The sequence below is a fragment of the Escherichia sp. MOD1-EC5189 genome (assembly GCF_002966045.1).
GTDB lineage: Bacteria > Pseudomonadota > Gammaproteobacteria > Enterobacterales > Enterobacteriaceae > Escherichia > Escherichia coli_F.
Genome location: NZ_PTRX01000003.1, coordinates 137,264 through 156,113, shown reverse-complemented (window position 1 = coordinate 156,113; position 18,850 = coordinate 137,264). Strand labels below are relative to the sequence as shown.

Here is an 18,850-nt window from a genome sequence, read left to right as displayed (position 1 = left end):
CCTTTAACTCGAGCAGCTGACTTCAAGCCGTTTACCCCAGTCAGGTGGACGACTGACATAGTCATCATCCCTGTCGCTGAAAGGATTTCGCAACGCCTCATGCAGGCGGTGCAATTCCGTCATATCACCCTTTTCTGCCGCTTCAATCGCCCGTTGCGCCAACCAGTTGCGCAACACCAGCGAAGGATTTACGCTTTGCATCAGCTGCTGACGCTCACTATCGGTAACCTCGTCTTGTTGCAAACGTACCCGATAACGTGCAAACCAGTCATCAAATGCCGCACGATCGATAAACTCATCACGTAGCGGTGACGCCGCGCTGTACTGCTCGGTCAGACTCAGCATGCGGAATGTTCGGGTATAATCGCTGCGCTCTCGCGCCATCAGACTGAACAATTCATTCAGTAGCGCGTTATCCTCTTTTTGCTCCGTCATGAAGCCCAGTTTCTGCCGCATCCGTTGTCCATAATGCGTCAACAAAACCTGCTGATAGCTGTCCAGGGCCTCATTCAGGGCATCTACGGCAACAAATGGTGACAATGTCTGCGCCAGACGCTGTAAATTCCACAACGCGACGGCAGGTTGATTATCAAAGCTGTAACGCCCCTGGTGATCCGAGTGATTACAAATAAAACCGGGTTCGTAATCATCAAGAAAACCAAACGGCCCGTAATCAAGCGTCAGCCCCAGCAGCGACATGTTGTCGGTATTCATCACCCCATGAGCAAAGCCGACCGTCTGCCATTGGGCAATTAACGATGCGGTACGTGCGACAACATCGGTAAACCAGAGACGGTATTTGTCCTCATCATCTGCAAGATGTGACCAGTAATGACGAATAGCAAATTCAGCTAACTGACGAACCTTTTCCGGCTCGCGGCGATAGTAAAAATGTTCGAAATGACCAAAGCGCAGATGGCTTGGTGCCACACGCATCAGCATCGCGCCTGGCTCCACCGTTTCCCGATACACTGGCGAATCGCTGGTGACGATACTCAACGCGCGGGTCGTCGGAATGCCCAGATAATGCATCGCCTCACTGGCGAGACTTTCTCGTATCGTCGAACGTAAAACCGCCCGTCCATCACCCATTCGCGAATAAGGCGTCAGGCCAGCACCTTTCAGATGCCAGTCCATTGTAGTGCCATCAGCAAGCCGTTGTTCGCCGAGTAAAATGCCGCGCCCATCACCCAGTTGGCCCGCCCAGACGCCGAACTGATGACCACTGTAAACCTGCGCCAGTGGTGACATACCAGGCAGTAGGGTTTCGCCACCCCAGACACCTGCGCCATTTTTAAACAGTGACGATGGAATACCCAGCGTGTTAGCCAGTTCGGCATTATGCCAAATCAGCCGGGCATTATTTAAAGGCGTAGGGGAAAGTGTTGTATAGGTTGCTGGCAATTCATCGCGCCAACGGGTAATAAAAGACAGGGTCATAGATCCTCCTGTTTGATAGTGTAGACGGTTACTCTCGTCTTAAACACCAGCAAACAGGAGGGTTATCGCTGAACCAACGTCGTTATCTGATTTACAGGAACGGCAGGCCACAGGCATCCCTGGAGAGCATGGAAATCAAAGGGGGTAATCTGTGCCATTATTTCTGGCGTATCAATGCCCCCCGCGATGATGCAATTGCAACATGGGGAAATTTGCGCCTGGATCGCACGAATAAACGGTTCGAAGGAGCGATGCGTGATTTGTTGCTGAATAAAACTTTTATCCAGCATGACGCGGGTGAAAAGACCATCAAAAACCGCTTTCATTGTGCTATTGCCTGCGCCCAAATTACCTAACACAAGGGGATACATTTGCGATAAGGACAAAAGATCGCGATTATCTTTTCCTTCATCGAGATGCGGGTAATTCTCATTAATCAACAGTTCAATAAACGGATATTTTAATAGTTCGCCCGCGTAATTATCCCTGTCTAATAATAAAGTAGCCACTTGTGGGGTTAAATTAAGCCAGGCAAAGAGTTTATGTTGAATAAAAAAGTGTTGGCATGATTTTAGCAATTCCAACTGCTCAGAAAATAATTGCCAATGTTGCTCCTCGGTAAGTTGCGCTATAACCCGACTCGTCGGTATACGAACCGTACCATCTTCACTGGAGAAATGGGTAATTAACTCAACGCCGACAAGGTCTTGCTGGTTATCTCTTATCGGCAGGAAATAGCAATCAGAATGATAAAGATTCTCCAAAAAAATCTTCATGGTAACCGTCCCTCTCGAAGGATGTTTTTCAGTATCCGGCTAAAAGGGATGAGGCCATAAGACATAACAATTACAGAAGGAGTAACTTTCATTTGTTCCATGTTAACCACTTTTTCAGGGGTCCTTTTTTTAGATTATCCTGATTATAAACGAATAATCCATTTACGGTATTTTTGTCTGTAAAATACTACTGTATTCAGGAGTAAATGGACGGAGATGTATCATCGCCGTCCATTTTTCGACATACTAGATTCGTCTCGCCTGCCAGAAATTTTTCTGCCAATAGACATTATCAAGAGAGGAACGCATCACTCCCTTGCTGGTAGAGGCGTGGATAAATTGGTTGTTGGTATCGTAAATACCTACATGCAAACCATTTTGTCCAGAACCCGTTTTGAAAAAGACCAGATCGCCAGGCAGCAACTCGTCTTTATCAATTTGCGTGCCGATAGAGGCTTGTTGTTTGGTTTCACGGGGCAGCTGCAAATCGAAACGATCGCGCATCGTCACAACCACAAACCCCGAACAGTCCACACCGCGCCGCGTCATGCCACCATAACGATACGGCGTGCCATGCCAGCTCTGTAGCTGGTCGTTCAAACCGGCAATAACGGTAATCGAATCAGAAAGTCTGGCATTTGGCGGCGGTGCTTTATGGTGGCTACACCCGGCCAGAAACAGTGCTGTGATCAAAATAAGGCAGAAACGCATTCCGTACGGTTCCTCTGTTTTTTATTCTTGCATTAATTTAGCGTCGTAATTACCCGATTTTCAAGATACTCATGAAATCAGATGGTCGAAATCAGCATTCTGTGACCTTCGATATCCAGACGGCGAAAATTCATCCCATAGGCCTGCGCCAGATTTGGCGGCGTGAGCACCTCTTCTCTGCGTCCACTGGCCAGCATTTTTCCACCTTTTAGCAACCACGCCCGATGCGCATGACGCAAGGTGTGGTTGAGATCGTGACTGCTCATCACAATCGCCAGTCCTTGCTGACACAGCGCGCTCAGAATTTTGTCTAACGCACTTTGTTGCGCAACATCAAGACTGTTCATAGGCTCATCAAGAAGTAGTAATTGGCCTGCGGGATTGGCTTGTGGTGTGATTTGCAGCACCACCGCAGCAAGACGTACGCGTTGCCATTCGCCGCCGGAAAGTTGATTGGTGCTACGTCCGAGTTTGTCATCAAGAGCCAGCGCCCCTGCGACATCATTCAGCAGTTCGGTACGCGTTTTATCGTGCTGATGCAGTGTCAGGTAGTGCCAGACCGGCATTGCAAACGGTGGCGTCTGTTGTTGTGAAAGATAGGCGCGATGCAGCGCGAGTTTTGTTGCGGACCATGCTTCCAGTGGTTGCCCCGCGAACTGAATGCTTCCCTTACCGCTGGTCATTCCGGCCATTCGCGCCAGTAAGGTACTCTTACCCGCGCCATTCGGCCCCACCAGATGCAGGATCTCCCCAGCCCGAACCTCGCCAGAAAGCGGCCCAAGGCGGGTTGATTCCGCAACATCCTGTAGCTGCATCACAATAGACATTATTTCGCCAACGCCAGTTTAATGCTTTCCATCACAATGGGATCTTCCGGCGTCATATCCGGGGAAAAACGCTGGATGACCAATCCGTCCCTGCCAACTAAAAATTTCTCAAAATTCCATAAAATATCATCAGGGTACAGCGGTGCACGACCTTTGCTGACCATACGGGCATAGAATCCGCTCTCTTCCGGCGCGACTGCCGTCGGCGCTGCGGCAATCAATTTTTGATACAGCGGATGGCGTCCTTCGCCATTAACTTCAATCTTACTGAACATCGGGAACGTCACCCCCCAGGTAGTGGTGCAGTAAGTTTTAATCTCTTCATCGCTGCCCGGTTCTTGCTCCAGAAACTGGTTGCACGGGAATCCCAGCACCACAAAACCACGATCGGCCCAGGCTTTCTGAATATTCTCCAACTGCTCATATTGCGGCGTTAAGCCACACTTTGAGGCGACATTGACAATCAACAGCACATTACCGGCGTACTTCTCCAGCGTGGTCACTTCACCGTCGATATCTTTCACTACGGTCGTCAGAATGGAATCTTGCATCGTTTCTCCTGGGTGGTCAGTAAAAATCTTAGCTTTTAATCATAGACCGTCTTTTTGCGGCTAACGTCCTGCTTTTAACAATAACCAGATAAACACCGGCGCACCCAACGTTGCGGTGACCACGCCAATAGGCAGCTCTGCGGCAGCTAATGCCAGGCGCGCTACAACATCGGCCAGCAGCAATGCGCTCGCCCCTGCCAGCGCGCAGCCGGGAAGTAATACGCGATGATCGGTCAAACCACATAACCGGAGAATATGTGGGATCACCAGACCAATAAAGCCGATAGCACCCGCCAACGCCACACTGACGCCAACCATCCAGCCGGTCGCTGCCACCAGCACATTGCGCCAGAACCACAGGGGTAAACCCAGTTGCCGCGCCGAGATCTCGCCAAGTGCTAACATATTCATCGGTCTGGACTGACAACAGATCCACAACAACACGGGGATCAATGCCAGCATCAGCCAACTTTGCCGCCAGTCTACGCCGCCAAAACCGCCCATCATCCAGTACATCAGCTGACGTAAATCAACAGAGGTGGAAAAGTAGATAGCCCACGTCATTAGTGCGCTACAGATAATCCCTAATGCAACGCCTGCCAGCAATAACCGACTGGTCGAAAGATGACGACGGGCAAAACGTAAGAGTATTAAAGTGATGATAAGCGCGCCAGCAATCGCACACAGCCCTAGTGCCCAGTTTGGGAGTTGCCCTTGCCCAAGCAATACCGCGGCGATAAGCCCTACGCCTGCGCCGTTAGAGACGCCAAGTAGTCCAGGTTCTGCCAGAGGATTTTCAAACAATGCCTGCATTACAGCGCCGGATATAGCCAGCGCCGCACCAACCAGCAATACAGCCAGCGTACGTGGCAGGCGAATTTGCCAGACGAACAGTTCGCCACGAGGAGTAAACCAGTCACCTGGCGAAATCCATTGTTCACCGGCGCAAAGGCTTAAGAGAAGCGCCAGCAGCATCAAAACTGACAGGCATAATAACCAGCGAATATTTTGTCGCTGTTGTTGGCGGGCAAGTGTCAGCATGGTATCCGTTCTGCTGAAGTGTCATGGCGTTGATTTTACGGTGACTCTTCGACAGTGAAAAGAAAAAAGGCCGCAGAGCGGCCTTTTTAGTTAGATCAGATTACTCGTCTTTGGGCGAAGCGTTTTCGACCCGGCTTTTTAACTTCTGCCCGGGTCTGAAGGTCACCACGCGCCGTGCTGTAATGGGAATATCCTCGCCCGTTTTCGGGTTACGTCCCGGGCGTTGATTCTTATCACGCAGATCGAAGTTACCAAAACCAGAGAGTTTCACCTGTTCGCCGTTTTCCAGAGCTCGACGGATCTCTTCGAAAAACAGTTCAACCAGTTCTTTGGCATCCCGCTTGCTAAGCCCAAGCTTATCAAACAGATATTCTGACATTTCAGCTTTTGTAAGCGCCATAGGTTCAATCCCTCAATGATGCCTGGAATCGCTCTTTTAATGCCTCTACACATTTGGCGACGGTAGCGGCAATCTCCTCTTCTTCGAGTGTACGGCTGGTATCTTGCAGGATCAGGCTTATGGCGAGGCTCTTATACCCCTCCGCAACACCCTTACCGCGGTACACGTCAAATAAGTTTACGCCAACTACCTGATTTACGCCAACTTTCTTACATTCGGATAAAATATCCGCTGCGGGAACGTTTTCTGCGACCACCACCGCGATGTCACGACGGTTCGCCGGGAAGCGAGAAATTTCGCGCGCCTGAGGCACCACGCGGTCTGCGAGCTTGTTCCACTCCAGTTCGAACACCAGAGTGCGACCGTTAAGATCCAGTTTACGTTCCAGTTCAGGATGAACAACCCCAACAAAACCAATACGTTCACCTTTCAGATAAATCGCTGCGGATTGCCCCGGATGCAGTGCCGGATTCGCTTCTGCACGGAACTCAACCTCATTCAGTTTACCGGTCAGGTCGAGAACGGATTCAAGATCGCCTTTCAAATCATAGAAATCAACGGTCTCTTTTGCCAGGTTCCAGTGCTCTTCGTAACGGTTACCGCAAATCACACCGGCTAACATCAGATCCTGACGAATGCCCAACGGTGCCTGAGTATCTGGCACGAAACGCAGACCACTTTCGAAAATGCGCACACGGTTCTGCTGACGGTTCTGGTTGTACACCACGGTTGCCAGCAGGCCGGTCCACAGGGAAAGACGCATTGCTGACATTTCAACGGAAATAGGGCTTGGCAGCAGTAAGGCTTCAACGCCTGGATGGATCATCTGCTGCACTTTCGGATCAACGAAGCTGTAGGTGATCACTTCCTGATAGCCTTTGTCGTTGAGCAGCGTTTTCACGCGCTTGAGCGACAGATCGGCTTCGCGGTGAGTACCCATAATCAGGTTTGCCTGCACCGGCTCATCAGGGATGTTGTTGTAGCCGTAAACACGCGCGACTTCTTCGACCAGATCTTCTTCAATCTCCATGTCGAAACGCCAGCTCGGCGCAACTGCCTGCCACTCGTCTTTGCCTTCGGTCACTTCGCAGCCGAGACGACGCAGAATGTCAGTGACCTGCTCATCGGCAATATGATGGCCAATCAGGCGATCCAGTTTGCTGCGACGCAAAGTGATGGTTGCACGCTTCGGCAGCGTTGCTTCGTTGGTGATATCAATTACCGGACCAGCCTCACCACCGCAGATGTCGATCAGCAGACGGGTCGCACGTTCCATCGCTTTGTGCTGCAGTGCCGGATCAACGCCACGCTCATAACGGTGAGACGCATCAGTATGCAGGCCATGACGACGAGCACGACCGGTGATAGACAGCGGGCTGAAGAAAGCGCATTCCAACAGGACGTTTTGCGTTTCGTCATTCACGCCAGAGTGTTCGCCACCAAAGATGCCGCCCATCGCCAGCGCCTTGTTGTGGTCGGCGATGACCAGGGTGTCAGCGTTCAGCTTCGCTTCGGTACCGTCGAGCAGTACCAGCGTTTCGCCCTCTTTCGCCATCCGCACCACAATGCCGCCTTCAATGCGATCTTTATCGAAAGCGTGCATCGGCTGGCCCAGTTCGAGCAGCACATAGTTGGTGACGTCAACAACTGCATCGATAGAACGGATCCCGCAACGACGCAGTTTTTCTTTCATCCACAGCGGAGTTGGCGCTTTAACGTTAATGCCTTTTACCACACGGCCAAGATAACGCGGGCAGGCTTCCGGCGCTTCTACTGCAATCGGCAGCGTGTCGTCGATGGTCGCACCAACCGGAACGATTTCCGGTTCAACCAGCGGAAGCTGGTTCAGCACGGCAACATCACGCGCCACGCCGATAATGCCTAAGCAATCGGCACGGTTTGGTGTCACGCTGATTTCGATGGTGTTGTCATCGAGTTTCAGGTATTCGCGGATGTCGGTGCCAATCGGCGCATCCGCTGGCAGTTCGATAATGCCGCTGTGATCGTCAGAAATTCCCAGCTCAGAAAAGGAGCACAGCATCCCTTCAGACGGTTCGCCGCGCAGTTTTGCCGCTTTAATTTTGAAATCACCCGGCAGAACAGCACCAATGGTCGCTACCGCCACACGCAGGCCCTGACGGCAGTTTGGCGCACCGCAGACAATGTCCAGCAGGCGATCGCCGCCGACATTCACTTTTGTCACTCGCAGTTTGTCAGCGTTCGGATGCTGCGCACACTCAACCACTTCACCCACAACCACGCCGTGGAAGCTACCGGCAACCGGTTCTACACCGTCAACTTCCAGGCCCGCCATAGTGATTTGATTTGCCAGCGCATTGCTATCAATCGCCGGGTTCACCCATTCGCGTAACCACAGTTCACTGAATTTCATAATCTATTCCTGCCTTATTTAAACTGTTTGAGGAAACGCAGATCGTTTTCGAAGAATGAACGCAGGTCGGTGACGCCGTAACGCAACATAGTCAGACGCTCCATCCCCATCCCGAAGGCGAAACCAGAGTAAACTTCCGGATCGATGCCAACATTACGCAGCACGTTCGGATGCACCATCCCGCAGCCCAGTACTTCCAGCCATTTACCGTTTTTACCCATGACGTCCACTTCTGCAGAAGGTTCGGTAAACGGGAAGTAGGAAGGACGGAAGCGGATCTGCAAATCTTCCTCAAAGAAGTTACGCAGGAAGTCGTGCAGCGTGCCTTTCAGGTTGGTAAAGCTGATGTTGGTATCAACAATCAGACCTTCCATCTGATGGAACATCGGCGTGTGAGTCTGGTCGTAGTCGTTACGATAAACGCGGCCAGGCGCGATGATACGAATCGGTGGCTGCTGAGCTTTCATGGTGCGGATCTGTACGCCAGAGGTCTGGGTACGCAGCAGGCGGGTAGCGTCAAACCAGAAAGTGTCGTGGTCAGCGCGCGCCGGGTGGTGACCAGGAATGTTCAGAGCATCGAAGTTATGATAATCGTCTTCGATTTCCGGCCCGGTTGCCACGGTAAAGCCAAGCTCACCGAAGAAACTTTCGATACGGTCGATGGTACGGGTCACCGGATGCAGACCGCCGTTTTCAATACGACGACCCGGCAGGGAGACATCAATCGTTTCCGCAGCCAGACGCGCATTCAGCGCTGCGCTTTCCAGTTCCGCTTTACGTGCATTCAGCGCCTGCTGAACCTGCTCTTTCGCTTCGTTGATAACCGCACCGGCTGCCGGGCGTTCTTCTGGCGGCAGCTCACGCAGGGTCGTCATCTGAAGGGTTAAGTGCCCTTTTTTACCCAAATATTCGACGCGCACATTGTCTAACGCGGCAACATCTGACGCCTGGCTAATGGCCGCCTTCGCACTGGCAACCAGTTCTGCGAGATGTGACATGGTTTTCCTCATTGTGTCAGTGGTGACACTGGTTCGTTGGACTTAGAGCCTATCCCATCAGGCTATTTTACTTGCCATTTTGGTCCCGGGCAGTGCTCGAAATCCTCACGTACTTAAGTACGCTCCGGTTTCTCCGCGCTGGCCGTGCCCAGACTGGCTGCGACAATTACGCCTGATGAGACAGGCTTTTTATTTTTCAAAACGCGCATACAAAAAAAGCCTCCACTGGGAGGCTTTCAGGCGCTGTTTTCCGTTTCTCTTCTCACGCGCTAGCCTCCTGGAGTCAGGTGCTAAAGTAAAAAAAGAAGCGGAAAATAGCAGCATTCATTGCTTGCGTTACCTTTTGGTACTTTTCAAAAGACCTTTATTGAAAAGGCTACGGCGATAAAAGTCAATGTTTTGATGGCGTTGAAACGAAAAGAGGGAGACTAGCTCCCTCTTTCAACTGGCTTATGCCAGAGCTGCTTTCGCTTTTTCAACCAGAGCGGTGAACGCTACTTTGTCGAATACTGCGATATCAGCCAGGATCTTACGGTCGATTTCAACAGAGGCTTTTTTCAGGCCATTGATGAATTTGCTGTAAGAAATACCGTTCTGACGTGCTGCTGCGTTGATACGCGCAATCCACAGTTGACGGAACTGACGCTTACGTTGACGACGGTCACGGTAAGCATACTGACCAGCTTTGATAACAGCCTGGAAGGCAACGCGGTATACGCGAGAACGCGCACCGTAGTAGCCTTTAGCTTGTTTCAAAATTTTCTTGTGACGTGCGCGTGCAATAACACCACGTTTTACGCGAGCCATATGTGCTCTCCTGTATCTATATTCTAATTAAAAAGTTAAAAAACGTTAACGGCTTATGCGTACGGCAGGCACGCGATTACCAGGCCCAGATCGCCTTTGGAAACCATGGCTTTCGGACGCAGGTGACGTTTACGTTTGGTCGCTTTTTTGGTCAGAATGTGACGCAGGTTAGCGTGCTTGTGCTTAAAACCACCTTTACCGGTTTTTTTGAAGCGCTTAGCAGCACCGCGTACGGTCTTAATTTTTGGCATTTTAATAACTTCCACTTCGCATTGTTAATAAACGAAACAAAGGCGAACAAAGCCTATGAAGCCCAAAGGCTCCACAGACAGTGCTACTTGAAGGCCTTACTGTTTCTTCTTAGGAGCGAGCACCATGATCATCTGGCGGCCTTCGATCTTCGTTGGGAAGGATTCGACCACTGCCAGTTCTTGCAAATCGTCTTTCACGCGATTAAGCACTTCCATACCGATTTGCTGGTGCGCCATCTCACGACCGCGGAAACGCAGCGTGATTTTGGCTTTATCACCCTCTTCGAGAAAGCGAATCAGGCTGCGGAGTTTTACCTGATAGTCGCCTTCATCTGTACCAGGACGGAATTTAATTTCCTTAACCTGGATAACTTTTTGCTTTTTCTTCTGTTCCTTAGAAGACTTGCTCTTTTCATAGAGGAATTTGCCGTAATCCATTATACGACAAACCGGCGGCTCGGCGTTAGGGCTGATCTCGACTAAGTCTACTCCGGCTTCTTCTGCTTTCTCCAGAGCTTCTCTCAGACTCACAATACCAAGCTGCTCGCCTTCCAGACCTGTTAAGCGAACTTCCTGGGCGCGAATTTCGCCATTGATACGGTTAGGGCGCGCCGTTTGAACTCGTTTTCCGCCTTTAATACCTTATTCCTCCAATTGTTTAAGACTGCGGCTGCGAATCTCTTGTTGCAGCTTCTCGATCACTTCATTTACGTCCATGCTTCCCAGGTCTTTACCACGGCGGGTGCGAACGGCAACTTTGCCTGATTCCACCTCTTTATCACCACAGACCAGCATATATGGGACGCGACGCAAAGTGTGCTCGCGGATTTTAAAGCCAATCTTCTCATTTCTCAAGTCTGCTTTAACACGAATGCCCGCATTTGATAGTTTTTGCGTCAATTCGTTAACGTATTCAGACTGTGAATCGGTAATATTCATGATAACAACCTGAACCGGCGCAAGCCAGGTCGGGAAGAAACCAGCGAATTCTTCGGTCAGGATACCGATGAAACGTTCCATCGACCCCAGAATTGCGCGGTGAATCATTACCGGTACCTTACGCTCGTTGTCTTCACCCACATAGGAGGCGCTCAGACGAGACGGCAAGGAGAAGTCCAGCTGTACTGTACCGCACTGCCATGCACGATCGAGGCAGTCATACAGGGTAAATTCAATTTTCGGACCGTAGAAAGCGCCTTCACCCAGTTGATATTCAAACGGGATGTTGTTTTCTTCCAGCGCAACTGCCAGGTCCGCCTCAGCACGATCCCACATTTCGTCGCTGCCAATACGTTTTTCAGGACGAGTGGAGAGTTTGACGACGATCTTCTCGAAGCCAAAAGTGCTGTACATATCATAGACTAAACGGATACATCCGTTAACTTCATCGCGAATTTGTTCTTCAGTACAGAAGATATGCGCGTCATCCTGGGTAAAACCACGTACACGCATCAGGCCATGCAGCGAACCTGACGGCTCGTTACGGTGGCAGCTACCAAACTCGGCCATACGCAGCGGCAGATCGCGATAAGACTTCAGCCCCTGGTTGAAAATTTGTACGTGACCCGGGCAGTTCATCGGCTTAATGCAGTATTCACGGTTCTCAGAAGACGTGGTGAACATTGCATCTTTGTAGTTGTCCCAGTGACCGGTTTTTTCCCACAGAACACGGTCCATCATGAACGGACCTTTAACTTCCTGATACTGGTACTCTTTCAGTTTAGAACGAACAAACACTTCCAGTTCACGGAAGATGGTCCAACCGTCGTTGTGCCAGAAGACCATACCCGGCGCTTCTTCCTGCATATGGTACAGGTCGAGCTGTTTACCGATTTTACGGTGGTCGCGTTTCGCGGCTTCTTCCAGGCGCTGCAGGTAAGCGTTTAGCGCTTTTTTGTCTGCCCACGCCGTACCGTAAATACGTTGCAACATTTTGTTGTTGCTGTCGCCACGCCAGTAAGCCCCTGCCGTTTTCATCAGTTTGAAATGATGGCAGAAACGCATGTTCGGTACGTGCGGACCGCGGCACATGTCGACATATTCTTCATGGAAGTACAGACCTGGCTTGTCATCATGGGCGATGTTTTCGTCAAGAATGGAGACTTTGTAGCTCTCCCCACGGTTGGCGAAAGTTTCACGCGCTTCGTGCCAGCTGACTTTCTTTTTAATGACGTCGTAGTTTTTCTCAGCAAGCTCATGCATCCGCTTCTCGAGTGCTTCGACATCTTCCTGGGTTAACGTGCGGTCAAGATCAACGTCGTAATAAAAACCGTTGTCAATAACCGGGCCGATTGCCATTTTGGTATGCGGCCAAAGTTGTTTAATCGCGTGCCCTAACAGGTGCGCACAGGAGTGACGAATGATCTCCAGACCTTCTTCGTCTTTGGCGGTAATGATCGACAGTTGTGCGTCGTTTTCAATCAGATCGCAAGCATCAACCAGTTCACCATTAACGCGCCCTGCGATACAGGCTTTCGCCAGACCTGGACCAATGTCCAGCGCAACATCCATGGGGCTTACAGCGTGGTCGTAATGGCGTTGGCTGCCATCAGGAAGAGTTATAACAGGCATTTTATATCCTTATTTGCAGTGGTGACCCACACGAAAGATCACATACAAAGAAAAATTTGTTTATTAACAGTTCATTGCGAAACCATCTAGCCAACAAATGCTAAATTGGTTCGCAATCAGGTACACAAATGAAAGACATTAACCTCTCACCTTCCACCCGGTTGAACGATGTTAACACTAAAAAAAGGGAGATTGTACCTTTCCGTTTCACATTGATTCGATTCGCAATTCGTTTGTAGTGAGTACACCAGCAAAACGCTTAAAGAACCACTGATAACATCACGCAGCGTCTGAAAGGTTTACTGCGAGCGGATTTACGCAGATAAACTGAATCCAGCAAAGTTCGTTGCGCTATTTGGCGGTGGTATTTAAACGATCATGAGATTAATGACGAACTGGTCATATCGCAATGATAAAAGTGACACAATTCTTATAGCAATTTTTCGTGCACATTTCGTTCTGGCGATAATAATTAATCATCATACTCAAAACCTCCAGACATATATAAGGCGAATAGATTATGAGTGAAAACGATATCATTATCAGAACTCATTATAAGTCTCCTCATAGAGTGCACATCGATAGCGACATACCAACACCTTCAGCAGAGCCTATTAATCAATTTGCGCGCCAGCTCATCACCCTACTTGATACCTCTGATTTAAGTTCGATGCTGTCATACTGTGTTACTCAGGAATTTACCGCAAGCTGTCGAAAAATATCACAAAATTGTTATTCCACTGCCCTTTTTATCATTAACTTTGCCACTTCCCCCATCCATGCAGAAAATATACTAATTACATTACACTATAAAAAAGAAATCATTTCCTTACTTCTGGAAACCACGCCCATTAAAGCTAACCATTTGCGAAGCATACTGGATTATATTGAACAGGAACAGTCAACTGCCGAAAAACGTAACCATTGCATGAAGCTGTCAAAAAAAACCCATAGAGAAAAAACTATACAACCAACAGTAAATCTCAATGGTAGTGCATTTTTTTTGCAATCTCCTTCTGACGCTATTTTTTGTCGCCATCTGTCATTACAATACGCCCTTGATTCATTGGGAAATGGAAAAGGCAAAGTCAACCTGATTAAACATTACTCCTCCGTTGAATCCATACAACAGCATGTCCCTATAGTCCGGGACGCGGAGTTCAGAGCATTACTTCGCCATCCTCCTGCAGGGAGTCGCGTTATCGCGAGTAAGGATTTTGGCTTCGCTTTAGATATTTTCTTCTGTCGAATGATGGCAAACAATGTCAGTCATATATCCGCGATTTTATATATAGACAATCATACTTTGTCAGTAAGGCTACGAATAAAGCAGTCAGCGTATGGACAATTAAGTTATGTTGTGTCCGTTTACGACCCGAACGATACCAACGTTGCTGTCAGAGGTACCCACAGGACTGCACGGGGCTTTCTCTCGCTTGATAAGTTCATCAGTTCAGGTCCCGATGCTCAGACCTGGGCTGATATGTATGTTCGCAACTGTGCAATTGCAATTCTCCCTCTATTACCTGAGGGAGTTCCAGCGGCTATTTTCGCGGGTATTGCGACACGAATGCCATTTGCCCCTATACATCCATCGGCAATGTTGTTAATAATGGCCACAGGACAGACTCAACAGCTTATTACATTATTCAAACAGTTACCCATACTCCCTGAAAAAGAAATCATTGAAATAATAACTGCGCAGAATAGCGTTGGTACTCCTGCTTTATTTCTGGCTATGATGAACGGACATACTGACAACGTAAAAATATTTATGCAAAAAATTCAGTCACTGGTAAATAGTCGCATCATTCATAAAAATAATCTAGTTAAGTTACTGCAAACTAAAAGTGCCAATGACACACCTGGACTCTACATTACCATGTTGTATGGATTCGATGAAATAATCAATATCTTCCTTAATACATTAACCACTCCAATAGCACAAGAGCTTTTAAACAAAAAGCTGGTAATGGATATTTTAGCAATGAAAACACGTGATGGTGAGCCTGGATTATTTGCTGCAATGGAAAATAATCACCCTTTGTGTGTCACACGGTTCCTCTCAAAAATTTATGGAATCGCCTTTAAATATAACCTCAGTAAAATTAACATCATGGATTTATTAAAAGGCGCAACAGCACATGGAACTCCTGCTTTATACATCGCCATGAGCAAGGGTAATGAAGACGTCGTGCTATCTTATATATCGACGCTGTGTACTTTTGCAAAAAAATATTCTTTTAGTCAACATCAGTTATTCACACTGTTGGCCGCTAAAAATCATGACAACATATCAGCTGTTCATATAGCCATTCATCATAATCATTATAAAACGGTAGAAACATATTATGCAGCTATAAATGTAATCAGCCAAAGCCTGAGCTTTAGTCCAGATGAACTACAGGCGTATTTATAACTAAATATTTACGATGTATATGTTGATACATATACTTTAAACTCAATAACAGTGACCGGGTGCACAACGCCACCCGACGGCTGCAATTGCAAAAAATCCCTTGTTGCCTGTCCCTTTTGTTACACTCCGTTATCACGCACAAGAGATATGCAGGACACTGGTATGCCGACTAAACGCTTTGATAAAAAACACTGGAAGATGGTGGTGGTGCTACTGGCAATCTGTGGCGCTATGTTGTTGCTACGTTGGGCAGCAATGATTTGGGGCTGAGCAGTGACAAACGAAAACAGCCAGACCGCATACTACGGTCCGGCAGATAATGTTACATGCTGTAGCCCAGCGATAAGGTTGTCCGACGATCGGTATGTTCCGGTGCAGACTCTGGAGGTTCAGAGTTCCATGTGACGTTGTAAGCCACCTTCAGTCCAAAATGTTCATTAATAGCAACATTTAATGCGCTTTCAGAGTTCAGCGTTGTGTCTTCCGCGCCAAAGACGGAAACACCCTGCGTAAATTTAGCGTTGTCAGTCAACTGCCATGCATAAGCCCCGGAGGCATAACCCAGCGGCTGGGTTTCACTGGCATTGTCGGTATATTTGTCGTAACGCACACCTGGACCGAATTCAAAGCGGAAACTGTGTACCGGGCCATTCAAAAACTGGCGACCATAACCCGCGGTCAACACATCGCGCTCTCGATAGCCGTTATAACGGTCTGTCAGCCAGCTTGCCTGCCCAAATAAATAGTCATAATCAGTTAAATTAAAACGGCTACGCCCGCCCGCCGCATATTTTTCTGAAGAACGCTCATCATTAGAAGAGGTATTACTGGCGTTCCCCCACAGCGACCAGGCAGTGGTTTGTCCATACCAGGTCATGGTAGTGTCAGCCGTAAGTGAGGAGCTTTTCGTATTGCCTGATTGTGCAAGATATCCTGCATTCAGATTACCTTCGAAAGGTTTTTTAGCGCTGGCAGGATCGTCCATGACAGTAAAAACGGAATCATCGGCAGCTGCATTCAGTGACGCAAACATGCCCCCCGCCAACATAACGATGGCAGGAACTGTCTTCAAAAGCTTCATTTATCAAGAGTCCGTACAACAAAAAAAGAGACCTTCGCGGTCCCGGAAACTTTCTTAAGGATCAAAGATTAGCGTCCCTGGAAAGGTAACGAATTATAAAAAGGCGCGAATAACTTAGCAATGTATTCTTATTTCATTTTTTGAATAAGCATGTGGCGAAAACAGATTTTTATTTATATATATTTATCTGCAAAATTTTAAATAAAGCTCTAATAAATCATATTGTTAATTTCTTCACTTTCCGCTGATTCGGTGCCAGACTGAAATCAGCCTATAGGAGGAAATGATGGTACGTATCTATACGTTGACACTTGCGCCCTCTCTCGATAGCGCAACAATTACCCCGCAAATTTATCCCGAAGGAAAGCTGCGCTGTACCGCACCGGTATTCGAACCCGGAGGCGGCGGCATCAACGTCGCCCGCGCCATTGCCCATCTTGGAGGCAGTGCCACAGCGATCTTCCCGGCGGGTGGTGCGACCGGCGAACATCTGGTTTCACTGTTGGCAGATGAAAATGTCCCCGTCGCTACTGTAGAAGCCAAAGACTGGACCCGGCAGAATTTACACGTACATGTGGAAGCAAGCGGTGAGCAGTATCGTTTTGTCATGCCAGGCGCGGCATTAAGTGAAGATGAGTTTCGCCAACTTGAAGAGCAAGTTCTGGAAATTGAATCCGGTGCTATCCTGGTCATAAGCGGAAGCCTGCCGCCAGGTGTGAAGCTAGAAAAATTAACCCAACTGATTTCCGCTGCGCAAAACCAAGGGATCCGCTGTATCGTCGACAGTTCTGGCGAAGCGTTAAGTGCAGCACTGGCGATTGGTAACATCGAGTTGGTTAAGCCTAACCAAAAAGAACTCAGTGCGCTGGTGAATCGCGAACTCACCCAGCCAGACGATGTCCGCAAAGCCGCGCAGGAAATCGTTAATAGCGGCAAGGCCAAACGAGTTGTCGTTTCCCTGGGTCCACAAGGGGCGCTGGGCGTTGATAGTGAAAACTGCATTCAGGTTGTGCCACCACCGGTGAAAAGCCAGAGCACCGTTGGCGCTGGTGACAGCATGGTCGGCGCGATGACACTGAAACTGGCAGAAAATGCCTCTCTTGAAGAGATGGTCCGTTTTGGCGTAGCTGCGGGGAGTGCAGCCACACTCAATCAGGGAACACGCCTGTGCTCCCATGACGATACACAAAAAATTTACGCTTACCTTTCCCGCTAACTGAAACATTCCCCCTGCATTGGGGGAATCACCACCAACCTGTCGGCAACGCGTTTCTCCGACTATGCTCAAAAGTCATGTGATAACAAAGGGGTGAACTATGGCCAGTGGCGATCTTGTCCGTTATGTCATAACCGTCATGTTGCACGAGGATACATTGACTGAAATTAACGAGTTGAATAATTACCTGACTCGCGACGGTTTTTTGCTCACCATGACGGATGATGATGGAAATATCCATGAGCTGGGGACTAACACTTTTGGACTTATCAGTACCCAAAGTGAAGAAGAAATTAGAGAACTGGTTTCGGGGCTTACCCAAAGTGCAACCGGCAAAGATCCTGAAATCACCATCACGACCTGGGAGGAATGGAATAGCAACAGAAAATAAATGGTTTTTGGGCAATAATCAGTCTGTGGTGTGCGTTAGCTCGTGTTTTTACACCGCATTCTTGCGCTAACCTTATGATCTGGCAGACAACATGGGAGAGACATCATGTGGCAGGCAATCAGTCGTCTTTTGAGCGAGCAGTTAGGTGAAGGCGAAATCGAACTGCGTAATGAACTGCCTGGCGGAGAAATCCATGCCGCATGGCATTTGCGCTATGCAGGACGTGACTTTTTCGTCAAATGTGATGAAAGGGAACTGCTTCCCGGTTTTACCGCCGAAGCCGACCAACTGGAGTTACTGTCGCGTAGTAAAACCGTCACCGTGCCTAAGGTTTGGGCAGTTGGCGCTGACCGTGACTACAGTTTTCTGGTGATGGATTATCTCCCACCTCGCCCGCTGGATGCGCATAGCGCATTTATTCTTGGTCAGCAAATTGCGCGTTTACATCAATGGAGCGACCAACCGCAATTTGGCCTCGATTTCGATAACGCGCTCTCCACAACTCCCCAGCCCAACACCTGGCAACGTCGCTGGTCAACTTTTTTTGCTGAACAACGGATTGGCTGGCAGCTGGAACTGGCGGCAGAAAAAGGGATCGCTTTCGGCAATATCGATGCCATCGTCGAGCATATTCAGCAGCGTCTGGCCTCGCATCAACCGCAGCCTTCTCTGTTGCACGGCGATTTATGGTCCGGCAACTGTGCGCTGGGTCCGGATGGCCCGTACATTTTCGACCCGGCCTGCTACTGGGGTGACCGAGAGTGCGACCTGGCGATGTTACCGCTGCATACTGAACAGCCGCCACAAATCTATGACGGCTATCAGTCAGTATCCCCGCTACCTGCCGATTTCCTTGAACGTCAACCGGTTTACCAACTCTACACGCTGTTAAATCGTGCAAGGTTATTTGGCGGTCAGCATTTGGTTATTGCTCAGCAGTCACTGGATAGATTATTAGCAGCATAATATGGGGTGAGG

The 18,850-nt window shown here is 49.0% G+C and carries 20 protein-coding genes and 1 other annotated feature; of the genes, 5 read left to right on the top strand and 15 right to left on the bottom strand.

The genetic code is table 11. The features are described from left to right. Nucleotides 1-3: 3 nt before the first annotated feature. From selO to thrS, 14 genes are all read right to left on the bottom strand, one after another. Nucleotides 4-1,440, bottom strand: coding sequence for a protein adenylyltransferase SelO (selO, locus tag ATB02_RS03755; RefSeq protein WP_000175609.1), 1,437 nt, complete (start codon nucleotides 1,438-1,440; stop codon nucleotides 4-6). 62 nt (nucleotides 1,441-1,502) lie between these two features. Continuing rightward, nucleotides 1,503-2,216 carry an anti-FlhDC factor gene (gene ydiV, locus ATB02_RS03750; RefSeq protein WP_001563444.1) on the bottom strand — a complete coding sequence of 238 codons (714 nt, stop codon included), beginning with the start codon at nucleotides 2,214-2,216 and terminating at the stop codon, nucleotides 1,503-1,505. A gap of 246 nt (nucleotides 2,217-2,462) precedes the next feature. Then, nucleotides 2,463-2,927 carry a C40 family peptidase gene (locus ATB02_RS03745; protein ID WP_001209785.1) on the bottom strand — a complete coding sequence of 155 codons (465 nt, stop codon included), beginning with the start codon at nucleotides 2,925-2,927 and terminating at the stop codon, nucleotides 2,463-2,465. 77 nt (nucleotides 2,928-3,004) lie between these two features. Then, entirely contained in the window at nucleotides 3,005-3,754 is a 750-nt protein-coding gene (gene btuD, locus ATB02_RS03740) for a vitamin B12 ABC transporter ATP-binding protein BtuD (protein ID WP_000029466.1), read from the bottom strand. Beyond that, the gene (btuE, locus tag ATB02_RS03735) at nucleotides 3,754-4,305 is read right to left on the bottom strand and encodes a bifunctional thioredoxin/glutathione peroxidase (RefSeq protein WP_001154187.1); all 552 of its coding nucleotides are present in this window, start codon (nucleotides 4,303-4,305) and stop codon (nucleotides 3,754-3,756) included. Before btuE ends, btuD begins: the two co-directional genes overlap by 1 nt. 60 nt (nucleotides 4,306-4,365) lie before the next feature. Then, nucleotides 4,366-5,346, bottom strand: a complete 981-nt coding sequence (gene btuC / locus ATB02_RS03730) for a vitamin B12 ABC transporter permease BtuC (RefSeq protein ID WP_000956530.1) — start codon at nucleotides 5,344-5,346, stop codon at nucleotides 4,366-4,368. A 100-nt stretch (nucleotides 5,347-5,446) separates the two neighbouring features. Next, nucleotides 5,447-5,746, bottom strand: a complete 300-nt coding sequence (ihfA, locus tag ATB02_RS03725; protein ID WP_001229265.1) for an integration host factor subunit alpha — start codon at nucleotides 5,744-5,746, stop codon at nucleotides 5,447-5,449. 4 nt (nucleotides 5,747-5,750) lie between these two features. Continuing rightward, on the bottom strand, nucleotides 5,751-8,138 hold the full coding sequence (gene pheT / locus ATB02_RS03720; RefSeq protein ID WP_105271097.1) for a phenylalanine--tRNA ligase subunit beta: 2,388 nt from the start codon (nucleotides 8,136-8,138) through the stop codon (nucleotides 5,751-5,753). A gap of 14 nt (nucleotides 8,139-8,152) precedes the next feature. Then, nucleotides 8,153-9,136 carry a phenylalanine--tRNA ligase subunit alpha gene (gene pheS / locus ATB02_RS03715; RefSeq protein ID WP_000018588.1) on the bottom strand — a complete coding sequence of 328 codons (984 nt, stop codon included), beginning with the start codon at nucleotides 9,134-9,136 and terminating at the stop codon, nucleotides 8,153-8,155. Nucleotides 9,137-9,345: 209 nt separating this feature from the next. Then, nucleotides 9,346-9,470 (bottom strand) — a sequence feature (Phe leader region). After that, complete coding sequence (gene pheM, locus ATB02_RS26330) at nucleotides 9,420-9,464, bottom strand: pheST operon leader peptide PheM (RefSeq protein ID WP_001386830.1); 45 nt, start codon at nucleotides 9,462-9,464, stop codon at nucleotides 9,420-9,422. (Overlaps the previous feature by 45 nt.) A gap of 116 nt (nucleotides 9,471-9,586) precedes the next feature. After that, entirely contained in the window at nucleotides 9,587-9,943 is a 357-nt protein-coding gene (gene rplT / locus ATB02_RS03705; protein ID WP_000124850.1) for a 50S ribosomal protein L20, read from the bottom strand. A gap of 53 nt (nucleotides 9,944-9,996) precedes the next feature. Next, nucleotides 9,997-10,194: a 50S ribosomal protein L35 gene (gene rpmI / locus ATB02_RS03700; RefSeq protein ID WP_001124225.1), complete on the bottom strand. Its 198-nt coding sequence runs from the start codon at nucleotides 10,192-10,194 to the stop codon at nucleotides 9,997-9,999. A 96-nt stretch (nucleotides 10,195-10,290) separates the two neighbouring features. Then, nucleotides 10,291-10,833 carry a translation initiation factor IF-3 gene (gene infC, locus ATB02_RS03695; protein WP_001700733.1) on the bottom strand — a complete coding sequence of 181 codons (543 nt, stop codon included), beginning with the start codon at nucleotides 10,831-10,833 and terminating at the stop codon, nucleotides 10,291-10,293. 3 nt (nucleotides 10,834-10,836) lie between these two features. Next, complete coding sequence (gene thrS, locus ATB02_RS03690; RefSeq protein WP_001144202.1) at nucleotides 10,837-12,765, bottom strand: threonine--tRNA ligase; 1,929 nt, start codon at nucleotides 12,763-12,765, stop codon at nucleotides 10,837-10,839. Between the two features lie 520 nt (nucleotides 12,766-13,285). On the opposite strand from thrS, the gene espL1 reads away from it, so the two are divergent. Beyond that, entirely contained in the window at nucleotides 13,286-15,184 is a 1,899-nt protein-coding gene (espL1, locus tag ATB02_RS03685; protein WP_032184350.1) for a type III secretion system effector EspL1, read from the top strand. A 162-nt stretch (nucleotides 15,185-15,346) separates the two neighbouring features. After that, complete coding sequence (yniD, locus tag ATB02_RS03680; protein WP_001142445.1) at nucleotides 15,347-15,454, top strand: small membrane protein YniD; 108 nt, start codon at nucleotides 15,347-15,349, stop codon at nucleotides 15,452-15,454. 52 nt (nucleotides 15,455-15,506) lie between these two features. Here the strand turns inward: yniD and ATB02_RS03675 are convergent, their stop codons facing one another. Beyond that, nucleotides 15,507-16,265 carry a DUF481 domain-containing protein gene (locus ATB02_RS03675; RefSeq protein ID WP_000771396.1) on the bottom strand — a complete coding sequence of 253 codons (759 nt, stop codon included), beginning with the start codon at nucleotides 16,263-16,265 and terminating at the stop codon, nucleotides 15,507-15,509. 286 nt (nucleotides 16,266-16,551) lie between these two features. On the opposite strand from ATB02_RS03675, the gene pfkB reads away from it, so the two are divergent. From pfkB to ATB02_RS03660, 3 genes are all read left to right on the top strand, one after another. Then, nucleotides 16,552-17,481 (top strand): 6-phosphofructokinase II, encoded by a 930-nt coding sequence (gene pfkB, locus ATB02_RS03670; RefSeq protein WP_000251742.1) that lies wholly within the window; start codon nucleotides 16,552-16,554, stop codon nucleotides 17,479-17,481. A gap of 100 nt (nucleotides 17,482-17,581) precedes the next feature. Next, nucleotides 17,582-17,872, top strand: coding sequence for a type V toxin-antitoxin system endoribonuclease antitoxin GhoS (gene ghoS / locus ATB02_RS03665; protein WP_000146149.1), 291 nt, complete (start codon nucleotides 17,582-17,584; stop codon nucleotides 17,870-17,872). A gap of 105 nt (nucleotides 17,873-17,977) precedes the next feature. After that, nucleotides 17,978-18,838 carry a fructosamine kinase family protein gene (locus ATB02_RS03660; protein WP_032184351.1) on the top strand — a complete coding sequence of 287 codons (861 nt, stop codon included), beginning with the start codon at nucleotides 17,978-17,980 and terminating at the stop codon, nucleotides 18,836-18,838. Nucleotides 18,839-18,850 lie beyond the last annotated feature (12 nt).